We start from the raw sequence: 14550 nt of genomic DNA, 5'->3' as shown, positions 1-14550 counted from the left end.
GGGGGTCACCAGCAGCCCGCGGAGGCGGTGCTGCGCAGCAGGTCCACCGCGTCGCGGCGGTCGGCGCCGGTGGTGGGCACGGCGGCCGGGGCCAGCACCCGGGTGCCGGTCGGCACGTCGTGGATGACCAACGCCTGGGCGCCCACCACGGCCCGGTCTCCGATCGTGATCGGCCCCAGGACGGTGGCGTTCGCGCCGACCACGACGTGGGCGCCGACGATCGGATGCCGACGCTCCCCCGGCGCCCGGCCGTTGTCCCGCCACCATCCGACCGCACCGAGCGTGACCTGGTGATAGAGGGTCACGTCGTCGCCGATCTCGGCCGTCTCGCCGACCACCACGCCGGCACCGTGGTCGATGAAGACGCGCCGGCCGATACGCGCGCCGGGGTGCAGTTCCACGCCGGTCCAGACCCGGGCCAGCATGCAGAGCAGGCGGGCGAGACGGCGGTGGCCGCGCCGGTGCAGCGGGTGGGCGACGCGGTGGGTCCAGACGGCGGGCAGGCCCGGATGCAGCAACGCCTCGGCGCGGTCCCGGACCGACGGGTCGCGGTCCACCACCGTGCGGATGTCCTCGGCCATCAGGCGCAACGCGTTCACCGCCGCGCCTCCGCCGCCGGCGCGGGCAGCCAGCCGACGATGTCGTCGGTCGCGGCGTCCTTGCGGCCCTGGCGGCGGGTCCACCCGTCGCGCAGCCGTGCCCGCAGCCAACCCCGGCCCTGGTCGACCTCGCCCTGACGACGCGAGCGCAGCACCACGTCGGCGGTGCGGGGCGCACGGATCCGCGCGTACTCGCGCAGCGCCGCCGCAGGCCGGAGTCCGGACCCGAGCGCCTGGCCGAGCACGACCGCGTCCTCCACGGCTTGATTGGCGCCCTGGCCGAGGGCCGGAACCATCGGGTGCGCCGCGTCGCCGAGCAGCGCCACCGGCCCGTCGGTCCACCGGCGCACCGGCGGCCGGTCGTGTACGTCGGTCACCACCAGGTCGTCGAGCCGGGTGCCGGCCACCAGTTCGCGCAGCGGGGCGTGCCACCCGGCGAGCGCACCGAGCAGCCGGTCGCGGGCGGCCGGCCGGCTCAGCGCGGGCCAGCGGCCGGCCGGTGCGCTGATCTTCGCGGTCCAGTACACGCCGCCGGACACCGGTGCCACGAACAGTTGCAGGCCGCGCCCGTTCGCGACGATCGCGGCGGGATCGAACGGCGGGTCCGGGGTCCATCCCCGCACCGAGCTGTAGCCCCGGTACGCCGGGGCGGACGCGCCGAGCATGGCCGCGCGGATCGGTGAGCGCAGGCCGTCGGCCGCCACCAGCAGGTCGGCGTCCCGGGTCGCGCCTTCGGCCAGGCCGACGCACACTCCGGAGCCGCGACGGGCGTACCCCCTGACGGTGGTGCCGAGTTCGAGGCCGACGCCCGCGTTCCGGGCGTGCTCGGCCAGCACGCGGCGCAGCGCGGCCCGCAGGATCGGCGTCTGCGGGCGCCCGGTGCGCTGCTGCTGCAGGCCGATCGGCTCGCGCGCCAGCACGGCCCCACGAGCGTCCATCACCGTACGCACGTCGGCGGGCCGGGTGACGTGGCCGGCCGCCCGGACGTCGGCGCCCAGCCGGTCACCGAGCGCGTCGATCGCGGCCAGGCCGTTGGGATGCAGCAGCAGGCCGCCGCCCGCCGCGGCGAACTCGGCCGTCTTCTCCAGGACGGTCACCGCGTATCCCTGCCGCCGCAGCGCGAGGGCCGCGGACAGGCCGCCGATGCCGGCACCGGCGACGATCGCGACGGGTGCCACGGTCATCGCAGCCACGCCCCGTCCGGTGCGCCGTACGCCCCCGTCGCGGCGTCGAAGACCTGCTCGCCGCGGCGAAACGTGCGCCGCACCCGGCCGGTCATGGTCCAGCCTTCGTACGCCGACCACCCGCATTTGGAGCGCACCTGCGCCGCCGAGAACATCCACGTGTCGTCCGGCGCGAACAGGACCAGGTCGGCGTCGGCGCCCGGGGTGATGCGGCCCTTGCCCGGCAGTCCGAACAGGTCGGCGGGCCCGGAAGCCATGAGCCGCACCAGCCGACCGATCGCGGCGTCGGCGTCCTCCTCCGGCGCGCGCCGGCGCATCCCGGTCCACACCGCGGTGGCCAGTTCCTGCACGCCCGGCAGGCCCGGCGGGGAGTCGGCCACCGAGCGGGTCTTCTCCGCCACGGTGTGCGGCGCGTGGTCGCTGCCCAGGGTGGCCGCCTGCTCGCCGAAGACGGCCCGCCAGAGACGGTCCTGGTCGCGCACGCCCCGGATGGCCGGGGCCAGCCGGGTGCGCGCACCCACCCGGCACGTGTCGGCGTCGGTGAACGACAGGTGGTGCCCGGTGAGCTCGAAGGTCACCGGCAGCCCGGCGGCCTGGGCCGCGCAGACCAGGTCGGCCTCCTCGGCGCTGGACAGGTGCAGCACGTGTGCGGCGGTGCCGTGCCGGCGTACCAGCTCGATCACCTTGGCCACCGCCGCGATGCCGCCGGTGCGGGGCCGGCGGGCTTCGTAGTCGCGGTAGCCGCCCGGCTCGCCCCACCAGGCGTCCAGCAGGTCGAACAGGCCGCCGTCCTCGGCGTGCAGCACCACGCGCACCCCGGAGCGCGCGGCGGCGGCAAACGCGGTGTCCAGCGCCGCCGGGTCGCTGAGCACGGCGGGTGCGGTGTGGTGGCCGGCCATGAAGATCTTCGCGCTGCGGGCGGTGCCGGTGTCGAGGTCGGCCAGGGCCTCGGGGTGCTCGGGGTCGACGCCGATGTGGAAGGCGAAGTCCACCAGCGACCGGCCCTCGATCAGCGCGGCCTTGTCGATCAGCGCCTTGGCGGTGAACGAGGCGGGACGGGTGTTCGGCATGTCCATCACGGTGGTGACGCCTCCGGCCACCGCGGCGCGGCTGCCGTGCCCCCAGTCCTCCTTGTGCGTGAGACCGGGGGTGCGGAAGTGCACGTGCGGATCGATCAGTCCGGGAAGCACGTACGCGTCGCGCGCCGCGACCACCGGCACGCCCGGCGGCACGGGCGTGGTCAGGTCGTCGACCGCGGCGATCCGTCCGTGCTCGATCAGCACCCGGCCGGGCCGCACGCCCTGCGGGGTGACCAGGCGCCCTTCGATCGCCTTCACCGCAGCAACCCGGTGCTCGCCAGGTCCCGGCAGAGGTCGTTGGTGGGTCCCATCAGGGCCACCGCGCGGGCGTCGGCGAGCAGCCGGTTGACCGTGGCCGAGGCGAGGTAGCCGGCGGAACTGAGGATCCGGGCCACCTCGGCGCAGACTCGCTCGGCTGCCTCCGACGCGTACAACTTGCTGTGCAGCGTGGCCAGGCCGGGGTCGGCGGCGGTGCGCGCGCCGGCCCGATCGACCACGGCCCGCACCGCCTCGACCTCGGTGCCCAGTTCCACCAGCCGGTGCCGGGTCACCGGGGACTCGATCGAGCCCCGCCGTCGGCAATGGTCGAGCAGCAGGTCGAGGGCCCCCTCGGCGATGCCGGCGGCGACCGCGCCGAGGGTGGCGCCGGTCTCCCGGACACCCGCGATGATCCGGGTGGCGGCCCCTTCCGGTCCCAGCCGCCGGTCGTCGCCGACCACGCAGCCGCGGAGCACCACCCGGCCGGTCGCCGAGCCGCGCATGCCGGCGAGGTCGAGGCCCAGATCCGCGCCGAGTCCCGGATTGCCGCCCTCGATCAGGAAGAACGTCTGCCCGCTGGCGCCGTACCCACCGGTGGGGGCCGGATCCGGCTCGGCGGTCTGCACGAGCACCAGGTAGAGGTCCGCCACGGTGGCGCCGGTCGCGAACGACTTGGTGCCGTCCAGGATCCAGTCGCCGCCCGGGGCGCGGCGGCCGGTGGTGCCGATGCGCTGCTTGGCCGCGCCGGCACCCGGCTCGCTCCAGGCCGAAGCCGCGAGCCAGGTGCCGTCCGCGAGCCGCGGCAACAGCTCGCGGTGCTGCGCGGTGGTGCCCCATTCGGCGATCCGGGAGCTGACCGCGAAGTGCTGGAACGCGATGATCGCCAGGGACGGGTTCTCGGCCGCGAGCAGCCGGACTACGTCGTTGACGTCGGACGCGTCGCCGCCCGCGCCGCCGTACCCGGTCGGCACCGCAGTGGCCAGCAGCCCGGATTCGCGGAGCAACCGCAGCGCCACCGGGTCGGGCTCGCCGGTCAGCACGCTGTGCCGGGCCGATTCGGCCAGGCTCTTGGCCAGGCCCGGCGGGAGGGTACGGGCGGTGGTCATGCGATCGTCGCGGTCAATGACAGGCATCGTGCGATCTCCTCATCCTGCCGGGGTGCCAACGGTTCCGCGAGGAACGAGCCGAGATGGGTCACCACCTTGCGGCCCACGGCCGACCAGGCGAGCCGCGTCTGCACGGCGCCGGGGCCGGGCGGGCTGGTGACCGCCGAGGCCGTGGTGGTGCCGCCGGGCGTGGCGATGGTGAGCGTGGGCTCCGCCTCGGCCAGGCCCGCCGCACGCGCGATCCGATGCGGGATGGTGCCCGGGATGCGCGCGGTGGTGGCCAGGCAGACCGCGCCGGTCAGCGCGATCGTCGGGTGCCAGGACGGCACCGAGATGGCCCGCACGGCCACCGTCGACGGGCCGCCGGGCAACACCGCTGCGATCTTGGGGAAGACGCCGCTCGGTGACCAGCCGAGTAGGGCGGTGGCGGCGGCCCGCAACCGGCTCATCCGGGCGAACAGCTCGCCGTCGGCCTTCCACAGCTCCTCCGGGGTGTGCGCGCCCAGATCCCGGGCGTCGACGAAGGCGTACGGGTTGCCCGAGGAGACCAGCGAGACCTCGTGGTGCCGGCCGTCCACGGACAGGTCGGTGCGCGGGGCTCCGGTCATCAGCAGATCGGTGAGCCGGGGCGCGTCGCGCGGCATGAAGTAGACCGTGCACACCGCGTCCGAACGGCCCACCCGATCCATCTCGCAGACCACGCCCTCGCCGCTGTTGAGCACGCAGACCCGGATCCGTCCGCCGGCCACCAGCCGGGCGACCATGCCCATCCGCTCGGCGGCGATCACTGCGGACAGGATCGAATGGCCGCAGGAGCCGCGCAGATCGAACCGGTCCGGCCCGGCCGGCAGCGCCTGCACGAAGCGGTAGTCCAGGTCGAACATCGGATGCTCGGAGGGCCGCACCAGGGCGATCTTGAGGACGTGGGCGCCGCCGGCCGCGGCAAGGAAACGGCGGGTCTGTGCCAGCACCTCCAACAGGGCTTCGTCGTGGGCGGGCAGGACCCGGGCGTCGAGCACCAGCGTGGGGCAGGGGCTGCCAGTCGGGTACGCGAGATGGCCGATCATGCCGGCATCGCCACCCGGCTGCGCGACCACATCGCGTGCACGGTCAGCGCCCAGAGGGCGAGCGCGGCCTCGTCGTCCTTTCCGGACTCCTGGCGGGAGAAGAGCGCCTCGACCGCGGCGGGGTCGAGGCGGCCGTCGGCGCGCAGCCGCTGCGGCGCGAGCGCGTCGCGCACCAGGTCCCAGAGCGGCGCGCCCGGGGTCAGCATCGCGGTCAGCGGGAGCGTGAACGGTTGCTTGGGCCGGCCCAGCACCGAGCCGGGGACCAGTCCGCGCGCGGCGGAGTAGAGCGGCCGCTTGACCTGCCCGTCGGCGATCAGCAGGTGATCGGGTTTGCGGCGGGCGCACCGCACGACGCTGGGCTGGCAGAACGGCAGGCGCACCTCGACCGAACTCGCCATGCTCAGATGGTCGACCCGGCGCAGGTGGTACGCGGGCAGCCGGTGGAGCCGCTCGAAGTCGCGGATGCGCCGCAGCACCGGGCCCTGGCCGCGCAGCGCCTCGACGGCCCCGGTCGGCAGTCCCCGGTAGCCGCCGAGGAACCGGCGGTACTCGTCGGTGTAGAGGGCGTGGCGGCCCGCCGCGGGCAGCACGGCCAGCGCGTCCAGGTAGTCCGGCAGCCAGTCGGCGCCCGCCCGGTCCGCGTCGACCGCGGCGCGCATCCGGGCGTACCCGCCGAACATCTCATCGGCCGCGTCGCCGGTCAGCGCCACGGTGAAACCGGCCTCGCGGACCGCGGCGAACAACGCATACGAGCTCAGGGTGATCGGGTCCGCGTTGGGTTGCCCGAGATGGTCGACGACCTCCTGGGCGAGGCCGGGCAACGTGGCCGGGTCGACCTCGACGACGTGGTGCACGGTGCCGGCGCGCTCGGCGACCTCGGCGGCGTACCCGCGCTCGTCGAACGGCCAGTCGCCGCGGTAAGCCACGGTGAACGAGTGGATCGGCGGGTGCTGCCGGGCTGCGATCGCGGTCACCAGGCTCGAATCCAGACCGCCCGAGGTGACCACGGCGACCGGCACATCGGCCACGAGCAGCCGGCCGACCTCGGTCCAGAGCAGGTCGAGCAGGTCACGCCCGGCGCTGGCCAGGTCGTCATCGCGCTCCGCGGGCCCGGTGTCGTCGCGGCGGCGCAGCACCGGCGTCTCGCCGGACACGCAGCGCAGCAGGGCGCCGGGCGGCAGCACCTCGATGCCCGCATAGAAGGTGTCCGTGCCGTACGGCGCCTTGCCCGCCAGGTATTCCTCAAGTCCCGCCTCGCGGCGCACGGCCGGCACCGCGGCGAAGCCGAGCAGCGCCGGCAGTTCCGAGGCGAAGTGCAGGCGCCGGGCGACCGGATCCCAGTGGTGGTAGACCGGTTTCATGCCGGACGGGTCGGTGGCCAGCAGCAGCACCGGGCGCGGCCCACGGGTGTCCATCACCGCGATCGCGTACATGCCGTCGAGGTGGTCGACGAACTCCGCTCCGTACGCGTCGTAGAGCGCCGGGAGCACGCTGCCGTCGCACCGGTCGGCGAACTGGTAGCCGCGCGAGCGCAGCGAAGCCCGTAGCTGCTCGTGGTTGTAGATCTCGCCGTTGAAGACGACCGTCAGGTGCGGGCCGAGCCGGTACGGCTGACCGCCGCCCTCGACGTCCATCACCGCGAGGCGGTTGCTGCCCAGCCCCCACCCGTCGCCACCGGCCGAGCCGGTGCCGTCGGGCCCGCCGTGGTGTTGCAGGGCGGCGACGACCGGCAGGTCGCGGGCGGAGCCGTCGCCGTTCAGGAATCCGTGTATCCGGCACATGGCGTTGTTTCCTTCCGGTTTCCGGGCCAGCCTGCGTTGCGCCGGTGGAACCTCGGCTGAGCGGCGCAAGGATGCCGCTACAGCGCGGGTCCGGCGGTAGGCCACGCGGGCAGGGCACGCCGACGGTGGGGGTCAGCACCAGGTGAGCTCGCCCTCGCCGGCGAGCACCTCCTGGTGCAGACGCTGGAGCCGGGCCGACGGCTCGACGCCGAGTTCCTCGAAGAGCGCGGCCCGCAACGTGCGGAACACCTGCAGCGCACGCCAGGCCGCGCCGGAGCGGTGGAAGGCCACCATGAGCATGGCGCAGAGGTTCTCGTGCATCGGGTTCTGGGCGACCAGCACGCGCAGTTCGGGGATGAGCACGGCGTGCCGGCCGAGGGCGAGATCGGCGCCGAGGCGCTGTTCGAGCACGCGCATGCGGGCCTCCTCCAGGCCCATCGCGTCGGTGCGGAGCACCCGGCCGGCCGGCACGCCCATCAGCGCCGGGCCGCGCCACTGGTCGAGCGCGCGGGTCAGATGGTCCGAGGCGGCCCCGGCGTCGCCCGCGGCGAGCGCCGCGTCGCCGAGCGCGGCGAGCCGCTCGAATTCGCGTACGTCGAAACGGCGGGGCCGGGCGGCCAGCAGGTAACCGTTGAAGCGGGTGGTGAGCACGTCCTTGGCCTCGCACGGCCCGCCCGGCGGCAGCGACCCGGCGATCACCCGGCGTAGCTGCACGATGTAGCTCTGCAGCGTGCTCGCGCCGCTGCGCGGAATGGCCGAGCCCCAGATCTCCTCCATCAGGGTGCCCACCGGGATGACCCGGCCGTGGCGCAACGCGAGCAGGGTGAGCACCTGTTTGGGCTTTCCGGCGGTCGGCAGGATCGACGCGCCGCCGAGCCGGACGGCGACCGGGCCGAGCACGTCGATCTCCAGCGACTGCGGGAATCCGGTAGCCGGCACGTCGAGCGACGCCTCGGTCTGGATATGCATTCTTCTCCCCCATTTCGAGAACGGGGTTCCACCCTCGATATCTGCACTGTGGCAGCCGCCTTTCACGCTGACAACCCCGCGGAATTCGTCAAGTCGCGCACTTACCGGGTCGTTTGAAAGCGATTAGACAAAGTGACGGTGTTCCATATCACACAACATTCAGCCGGGCTTGTACCACTCTTCAAGGCCGACCGATCAGGCTGTTTCATGGGCCGCATCCGCGGCGGTTTCCCTGCGGACGTCGCCGGCCACCGCCCGTCCTGCCGTCTGATGCGAAAGGTCGTTCCCGCCATGACCAGAATCGTGCTGATCAGCGGATCGCTGCGGCCGCAGTCCACCTCGGAGCTGGTGGCGCGCTGGTGTGCCGCCCGGTGCCGCGAGGGGGGTGCCACGGCCGAGGTGGTGCCCGGCACGGCGCTGCAGTTCCCGTTCTATCGCTCGGGCGTCGCCGACGGCGATCCCGCGGTGCGCGCCTACCTCGACGCGCTGCGCGCCGCCGACGGGGTGGTGCTGATCTCGCCCACCTACCACGGCACCGTGTCCGGGCTGCTCAAGAACGCCCTCGACTACGTCAACGAGCTCACCACGCCGCGCGCGTACCTCGACGGTGTGCCGGTCGGTTGTGTGGCGATCGGCGCCGGGGCGCAGGGCACCGCGTCCACCCTGGGCACCCTGCGCACGATCGCCCATGCCGTGCGCGCGTGGCCCACGCCGCTCGGGGTGACCCTGCACGCCTGGGCCGAGGGCACGGACACCGCCGAGCAGATCCTGCGTCAGCAGCGGCTGACCACGATGACCGGTCAGGTGCTGCTGATGGCCACCAGTCTCGGCCTGGCCCAGCCGGCGGTGCCGAGCTGACGAACCGCGCACCGCACGCGTTGCCCCGCCCGGCCGGGCTGCACAGACTCGGCTCATGACGACGATCGACCTCGACACCGGGCCGCTGTTCGACATCCATGCCGACGTCCGGATCGCTGCCCCGCCCGCCGCGGTGTACGCCCGGGTCAGTGACCTGCCCGGCTGCGGGCGCTGGAGCACCGAGTGCACCGGCGGCGAGTGGGTGCGGGGCACGCCGGGCACGGTGGGCGCGGTGTTCCGGGGCACCAACCACCGCGACCCGGACGTGGTTTCCTGGGCGCCGGTCGTGCGTGGTTCCTGGACCACCGATGCCGAGATCGTGGCGGCCGAGCCGGGTGTCGCCTTCCGCTGGGCGATCCGCGCCAAGGACGGGCGTGCGCAGCAGAGCGTGTGGGGCTTCGACCTGGCCGCCGACGGCGACGGCACCCGTGTGACCCATCACTTCCGGATGGGGGCGGCGACCGAGGGCATCCGTGGCATCGTCCGGGACATGGACGGCGACGAGCGGGAGAGGTTCTTCGCCGAATGGGGCGCGAAGGTGCACGCCGACGTCGTCGCCACGCTGGACCGGATCAAGGCGCTGATCGAGGACGCCGCGGATTAGGCGGTCACGCCCGGCTTTCCAGCAGGGGCTGGGGGTTCGGCGTGTCCGCTTCCGGGGCCGGCGCCGGCGCCGTGGACAGATAACGCTCGCCGCTGTCCGGCAGGACAGTCACGATGGTGGCACCCGGCCGGGCGCGCGCGACCTGCTCGCAGGCGTACACGGCGGCGCCCGAGGAGACGCCGACCAGCAGGCCCCGGTGCCGGCTCAGGAATCGCCGGCGCTCGCGGGCCGCCGCGTCGGGCACCACCACCACCTCGTCGATCAGCGACATGTCGGTGATCTCGGAGACGTACCCGGCACCGATGCCGGGGATGCCGTGCGGGCCGGCGGCGCCGCCGGAGAGCACCGGCGCCCCGGCCGGCTCCACCGCGACCACATGGACGTCGCGGCGGCCCTTGAGACAGCGCGCCACACCGGTGAGCGTGCCGCCGGTGCCGACACCGCAGACGAAGACGTCGACCTCGCCCTCGGTGGCCCGCCAGATCTCCGGTCCGGTGCTCTCGTAATGGGCGCGGGCGTTGTCCTCGTTGGTGTCCTGGTGCGGCAGCCAGGCGCCGGGTGTCGCGTCGCGCAGCCGCTCGGCGTGCCGCCACGCCGCGAGCAGGCCGGCCTCGGCGGGCACCAGCACCACCTCGGCGCCGTACTCGGCGAGCACCGCCCGCCGTTGCCAGGTGGCGTTGTCGGGCAGCACGACGATGCACCGGTGGCCGCGAGCCGCGCAGAACGCGGCGAGCGAGATGCCCGTGCTGCCGGACGAGCATTCGATCACGGTGCCGCCGGTGTGCGGCAGCTCGCCGCGGCGCTCCGCCGCGCGCAGCATGGCCGCCACCGCCCGGTCCTTGACGCTGAAGACCGGGTTCAGCCATTCCGCCTTGGCCAGCACGCGGGTGCCCGGATCCACGCCCGGCAGGTCCAGGCGCAGCAGCGGGGTGCCGCCGACCAGTTCCTCCAGCGAGCCCGTGATCACGATCCGCTCCGCGCCGCCGCCAGGTGGCCGGCCGCCGCCTGGTGCAGGTGGGTGACGTCGCTGGACACGGTCGCGAAGGTGAACCCCTGCGCGAGCCGGGCCGCCGCGGTCCGCCCGTCGGGGCAGTGGATGCCGGCCGCCACACCGTGCTCGGCGGCGGCGCCCGCGACCTCCTTGAGCGCCCGTTCCAGCGCGCCGGCCGCCTCCGGGTCGCCGACATGCCGACCGCCCAACGCGATCGTGAGGTCCGCCGGTCCGATGTAGACGGCGTCGACGCCGGGGGTGGCGCAGATGCCCGCGAGGTTCCGGTACGCCGCCGCGGTCTCGATCATGACGATGCAACCGGCCGCCTCGTCCAGCGCCGCCGGGACCGACCCCATCCGCAGCTCGGCGCGGACCGGGCCGGCCAGGCTGCGGGTGCCGTGCGGCCAGTGCCGGCAGGCGCGGGCGGCCACGGCGGCCTGCTGCGGCGTGTCGACCATCGGGACGACGACCGCGCGGGCGCCCGCGTCCAGCGCCGCACCGATCAGGATGGGGTCGGCGCTGGGCACCCGCAGCACTCCGGCCGACACCTGTCCCGCGTCGACCGCCATCATGAGCAGCGGCCAGGTGCCGGGGCTGGGCACGCCGTGCTGCCCGTCGACGCCCACGTAGTCGTAGCCGACGGTGGCGATGCGCTCGGTCAGCACCGGGCTGTCCGCCGACATCCAGTAGCCGATCAGCGTCTGCCGGTCGCGCAGCCGGGCCGCGAAGCCGTCCGTGCTCACCAGTCCTCCTCGGAGACCGCGTAACTGGTCTTGCCGTCGAGCCCGACCGGCAGGTCCCCGGTGATGGAGACCCGGTGGAGCACCCGTTTGTGGTCGTCGTAGTCGTTGACCGCGTAGTGCTGGGTGTTGCGGTTGTCGAAGATCAGCACGTCGCCCGGGTGCCAGGTCCAGCGCAGCACGTGCTCGGGGCGGCGCACGTACGCCTGGAGCAGGTCGAGGATCGGCCGCGACTCGGTCGTGGTCATCCCGGCCAGCCGCCGGGCGAAGCCGCCCAGGAACAGGCAGGGTTCGCCGCTGACCGGGTGCACGCGGACCACCGGGTGTGCCGCCTCGTAGCGGGTGGCCATGAAGGCGCGGCGCACCTCGTCGCCGCGGACGGTGCCGAGGCGCGGCTGGTCGGCCCGGTTGGTGTGCACCGCCGTCAGCCGTCCGGCGAACTCGCGCAGTTCGGCGGGGAGCGCCCGGTAGCCGGCCTCCCCGTTGGCCACGAGCGTGTCGCCACCGTACGGCGGAAGGACGACGCTGCGCAGCGTGGTGCCGAGCGACGGCGTCACGGTGAAGCTGATGTCGGTGTGCCAGTGGTTGGCGCGCTGGTCCTCCCCGTCGACCGCCAGCACCTGCGGGTCGGCGACGGTACGCATCGCGGGGTGGCGCTGGGTGAGCGGACCGAACAACCCCGCGAACGCGAGTTGGTGGGCGTCGGTGATCTCCTGGTCCCGGAAGGCCAGCACCTTGTGCGCGACCAGGGCGCGTTCCAGGTCGGCAGCGACCGCGGGCGGCACGTCGCCGCCGAGATCCACACCGGTGACGACGGCGCCGATGCGCCCTCCGGCCTTGCGAACGTCGAAACCGCTCATGCCAGTCCTTTCGCCGGGGTGGGAGCCTGCTGGGCGACCGCGAAGTCCTTCTGCCGGATCAGCAGGGCGGCGAGCACACCGCCGGCCAGGGCGATCAGGCCGGACACGAGTAACAGATCGTTGAGCGCGGCGGCGAAGCCGGCATGCCCCGCGGCGGCCGAGCCCAGCAGCGAGCCGTACAGGGCGATGCCGACCGCGATGCCGACCTGGCGGAAGGTCTGGTTGACGCCGGAGGCCATGCCGGCCCGCCACGGCGGGACCACGCCGATCGCGGTCGAGGCGAGTGGCGGGTTGACCAGCCCGGCGCCGAATCCGGACACGAGGAAGCCGGGGATCAGGTGCGTCCAGGTCGCATCGGCCGACACGCCGCGCATGAGCAGCAGGCCCGCGCCGACCAGCAGCAGACCCGGCCCGATCAGCCAGCCGGCCGGCACCCGGCCGAGCAGCCGGCCCGCCGCGGTCGCGGCGACCAGGGTGGCGGCCGAGCTGACCAGCAGCCGGGCGCCGGTCTGCAGCGGGCTGAGGCCCTGGTCGTCCTGCAGGTAGAGGACCAGGTAGAGGAACATCGCAAACAGCGAGGCGTTCATCGTGAACGCCGCGATCGAGCCGCCCAGGAAGGTGGGCGTGCGCAGCAGCGACAGGTCGATCATCGGCTCCGCGGCCCGGAATTCGACGGCCACGAACGCCACCAGCAGGCCGGCCGCGAGCGCGAGGCAGAGCCGCACGCCGTCCTCGCCCCACCCGTGCCCGCCCGCCCGGATCAGCGCGTAGACCAGGCTGAACAGGCCGGCGGTGAGGGTGACCACGCCGAGGCCGTCGACCCGGGCGGCACGCGGCGCCGTGGACTCGTCCACCAGCCGGACGGCGACCAGCGACGCGGCGATGCCGATCGGCAGGTTCACCAGGAAGATCGCCTGCCATCCGAGGCCGCTGGTGAGGACACCCCCGAGGATCGGGCCGAGGGCCGTGGCGACGCCCGCGACCGCGCCCCAGACGCCGAACGCGGTGCCCCGGTCGCGACCGTGGAAGGTGCCGGCCAGCAGCGCGAGTGAGGTGGTGAAGAGGATCGCGCCGCCGACACCCTGCACGGCGCGGGCGCCGATGAGCATGGCGGGGCTGCGGGCCACGCCGCACAGCAGCGAGGCGAGTGTGAAGATCACCATGCCGATCACGAAGAGCCTGCGGCGTCCGTACCGGTCGGCGAGGGAGCCGGCGGTCAGCAGGAGGGCGGCGAGGCTCAGCGCGTACGCGTCCGTGGTCCATTGCAGGTCGCCGAGGCTCGCAGCGAGCGCGTCCTGCACCTGCGGCAGCGCGACGACGACGATGGTGACGTCGAGCAGCAGCATGAACGTGGCGGCGCAGACGACGGCGAGCGTCCACCAGCGTCGGTTCATCCGGCCGTCCCGTCGTGGCGGGTGCCCGGCCCGGGTGGTACCAGGACCACTCGGCGGCCGTGCAACTCGCCGCATTCCATCCGCCGGTGGGTCTCGGCGGCGGCGCCCAGCGGCAGCCGCTCCACCGTGCGCGCGCGCAGCCCTCCCGCCGCGAGCAGCCGGTTGATCGTCGCCGCGGCCTCGGCCAGCTCGGCGGATGTGGCGTGCGAGATGACGAACCCGCGCACCGAGCCGTCCTTGAGGTAGAGCTCGCCGGCCGGCAGCACCGGCCGGGTCCGCACGCCCGCCAGCAGCACGATCCGCCCGCGCCGCCGCAGCAGCCCGGTCGCTGTGGCCAGGTCGTTGCCGCCCGAGGTGTCGACGATCAGGTCGGCCGGCACCCGCGGCGGCGCGGCGTAGTCCAGCACGGCCGAGGCGCCCAGGCTCCGGCAGTATCCGGCGTCGCGGGGCGCCGCGGTAGCGATCACCGTGGCGCCCGCATCGGCGGCCAGGGTGACCAGCGCGCTGCCGACGTTGCCCGCGGCGCCCATCACCAGCACCGTCTCGCCGGCGCGCAGCTCGCCGTGGGTGAACAGCGCCAGGTACGCGGTGGCGGCCGGGTGCACGACCGCGACCGCGTCGATCGGGTCCACCCCGGGCGGCAGCCGGTAGACCCGGTCGGCGGCGACCACGGCCCGCTGCGCCGCTGCGCCCTGCCGCCCGTCGTGGCCGAGGCTGTTGCACCACACCCGGTCCCCCGGCGCGTACGCCGCGACGCGGGACTGCGCCACCGCCCCGACCAGGTCGCGTCCGATCACGAACGGAAAGTCGATCGGCGTACGGAACAGGCCGGAGCGCACCAACGTGTCGACCGGATTCACCGTTGTCGCCAGGACATCGATCAGGACTTCCCCGGGGCCCGGCCGCGGCGTCCGCACGGCGCCGACCCGGATTTCCCCCGGCGGGCCGAGCCGCTCGACGAATGCTGCCTCCACATCAGCATCCTCACCCGGAACCCACGGAATGGGCAGAGCCGACCGGAAAATATGTCAACTCGGCGACCTGACGAACCCCGGCCGCG

At 74.2% G+C, this 14550-nt stretch carries 14 protein-coding genes; 2 read left to right on the top strand and 12 right to left on the bottom strand.

From position 1 onward, the window contains the following. Positions 1-5 precede the first annotated feature (5 nt). The 7 genes from epsC to IEY73_RS02430 form a co-directional block, all read right to left on the bottom strand. Positions 6-599, bottom strand: coding sequence for a serine O-acetyltransferase EpsC (gene epsC, locus IEY73_RS02460; protein ID WP_229715392.1), 594 nt, complete (start codon positions 597-599; stop codon positions 6-8). Then, on the bottom strand, positions 596-1783 hold the full coding sequence (locus tag IEY73_RS02455) for an FAD-dependent monooxygenase (RefSeq protein ID WP_189077345.1): 1188 nt from the start codon (positions 1781-1783) through the stop codon (positions 596-598). Before IEY73_RS02455 ends, epsC begins: the two co-directional genes overlap by 4 nt. Further along, the gene (locus IEY73_RS02450) at positions 1780-3120 is read right to left on the bottom strand and encodes a dihydroorotase (RefSeq protein WP_229715391.1); all 1341 of its coding nucleotides are present in this window, start codon (positions 3118-3120) and stop codon (positions 1780-1782) included. Before IEY73_RS02450 ends, IEY73_RS02455 begins: the two co-directional genes overlap by 4 nt. Further along, positions 3117-4253, bottom strand: coding sequence for an acyl-CoA dehydrogenase family protein (locus IEY73_RS02445; protein ID WP_229715390.1), 1137 nt, complete (start codon positions 4251-4253; stop codon positions 3117-3119). Before IEY73_RS02445 ends, IEY73_RS02450 begins: the two co-directional genes overlap by 4 nt. Beyond that, a complete protein-coding gene (locus tag IEY73_RS02440) occupies positions 4223-5293 on the bottom strand; it encodes a PrpF domain-containing protein (protein WP_189077344.1) in 1071 nt (356 codons plus the stop codon). The genes IEY73_RS02445 and IEY73_RS02440 overlap by 31 nt, the downstream gene beginning before the upstream one ends. Continuing rightward, entirely contained in the window at positions 5290-7074 is a 1785-nt protein-coding gene (gene asnB / locus IEY73_RS02435) for an asparagine synthase (glutamine-hydrolyzing) (RefSeq protein WP_189077343.1), read from the bottom strand. Before asnB ends, IEY73_RS02440 begins: the two co-directional genes overlap by 4 nt. Before the next feature lie 132 nt (positions 7075-7206). Continuing rightward, a complete protein-coding gene (locus tag IEY73_RS02430) occupies positions 7207-8043 on the bottom strand; it encodes an AfsR/SARP family transcriptional regulator (RefSeq protein WP_229715389.1) in 837 nt (278 codons plus the stop codon). Positions 8044-8334: 291 nt separating this feature from the next. On the opposite strand from IEY73_RS02430, the gene IEY73_RS02425 reads away from it, so the two are divergent. Together IEY73_RS02425 and IEY73_RS02420 are read left to right on the top strand one after the other, a co-directional pair. Further along, on the top strand, positions 8335-8901 hold the full coding sequence (locus tag IEY73_RS02425; RefSeq protein WP_189077342.1) for an NADPH-dependent FMN reductase: 567 nt from the start codon (positions 8335-8337) through the stop codon (positions 8899-8901). A gap of 55 nt (positions 8902-8956) precedes the next feature. After that, positions 8957-9505: an SRPBCC family protein gene (locus IEY73_RS02420; protein WP_189077341.1), complete on the top strand. Its 549-nt coding sequence runs from the start codon at positions 8957-8959 to the stop codon at positions 9503-9505. Between the two features lie 4 nt (positions 9506-9509). Here IEY73_RS02420 and IEY73_RS02415 read toward each other — a convergent pair whose 3' ends face one another. The 5 genes from IEY73_RS02415 to IEY73_RS02395 are packed head-to-tail and all read right to left on the bottom strand — an operon-like array spanning position 9510 to position 14464. After that, positions 9510-10472 (bottom strand): PLP-dependent cysteine synthase family protein, encoded by a 963-nt coding sequence (locus IEY73_RS02415; protein ID WP_229715388.1) that lies wholly within the window; start codon positions 10470-10472, stop codon positions 9510-9512. After that, positions 10469-11239 carry an HpcH/HpaI aldolase family protein gene (locus IEY73_RS02410; RefSeq protein WP_229715386.1) on the bottom strand — a complete coding sequence of 257 codons (771 nt, stop codon included), beginning with the start codon at positions 11237-11239 and terminating at the stop codon, positions 10469-10471. Before IEY73_RS02410 ends, IEY73_RS02415 begins: the two co-directional genes overlap by 4 nt. Beyond that, complete coding sequence (locus IEY73_RS02405; RefSeq protein ID WP_189077340.1) at positions 11236-12096, bottom strand: TauD/TfdA dioxygenase family protein; 861 nt, start codon at positions 12094-12096, stop codon at positions 11236-11238. The genes IEY73_RS02410 and IEY73_RS02405 overlap by 4 nt, the downstream gene beginning before the upstream one ends. Further along, positions 12093-13490, bottom strand: a complete 1398-nt coding sequence (locus IEY73_RS02400; RefSeq protein WP_189077339.1) for an MFS transporter — start codon at positions 13488-13490, stop codon at positions 12093-12095. The genes IEY73_RS02405 and IEY73_RS02400 overlap by 4 nt, the downstream gene beginning before the upstream one ends. After that, positions 13487-14464: an NADPH:quinone reductase gene (locus IEY73_RS02395; protein ID WP_189077338.1), complete on the bottom strand. Its 978-nt coding sequence runs from the start codon at positions 14462-14464 to the stop codon at positions 13487-13489. The genes IEY73_RS02400 and IEY73_RS02395 overlap by 4 nt, the downstream gene beginning before the upstream one ends. Between the last annotated feature and the right edge of the window lie 86 nt (positions 14465-14550).

This window comes from Mangrovihabitans endophyticus, assembly GCF_014646155.1.
GTDB lineage: Bacteria > Actinomycetota > Actinomycetes > Mycobacteriales > Micromonosporaceae > Actinoplanes > Actinoplanes endophyticus.
Note: the sequence above shows the minus strand (reverse complement) of the source record. Positions and strands in the feature narration are given on the sequence as shown.

Bases quoted from the DNA above. Each gene is read 5' to 3' on its own strand.
- IEY73_RS02455 (WP_189077345.1), bottom strand. From the start codon at position 1,783: ATGACCGTGGCACCCGTCGCGATCGTCGCCGGTGCCGGCATCGGCGGC.
- IEY73_RS02445 (WP_229715390.1), bottom strand. From the start codon at position 4,253: ATGCCTGTCATTGACCGCGACGATCGCATGACCACCGCCCGTACCCTC.
- IEY73_RS02440 (WP_189077344.1), bottom strand. From the start codon at position 5,293: ATGATCGGCCATCTCGCGTACCCGACTGGCAGCCCCTGCCCCACGCTG.
- asnB (WP_189077343.1), bottom strand. From the start codon at position 7,074: ATGTGCCGGATACACGGATTCCTGAACGGCGACGGCTCCGCCCGCGAC.
- IEY73_RS02430 (WP_229715389.1), bottom strand. From the start codon at position 8,043: ATGCATATCCAGACCGAGGCGTCGCTCGACGTGCCGGCTACCGGATTC.
- IEY73_RS02425 (WP_189077342.1), top strand. From the start codon at position 8,335: ATGACCAGAATCGTGCTGATCAGCGGATCGCTGCGGCCGCAGTCCACC.
- IEY73_RS02420 (WP_189077341.1), top strand. From the start codon at position 8,957: ATGACGACGATCGACCTCGACACCGGGCCGCTGTTCGACATCCATGCC.
- IEY73_RS02405 (WP_189077340.1), bottom strand. From the start codon at position 12,096: ATGAGCGGTTTCGACGTTCGCAAGGCCGGAGGGCGCATCGGCGCCGTC.
- IEY73_RS02400 (WP_189077339.1), bottom strand. From the start codon at position 13,490: ATGAACCGACGCTGGTGGACGCTCGCCGTCGTCTGCGCCGCCACGTTC.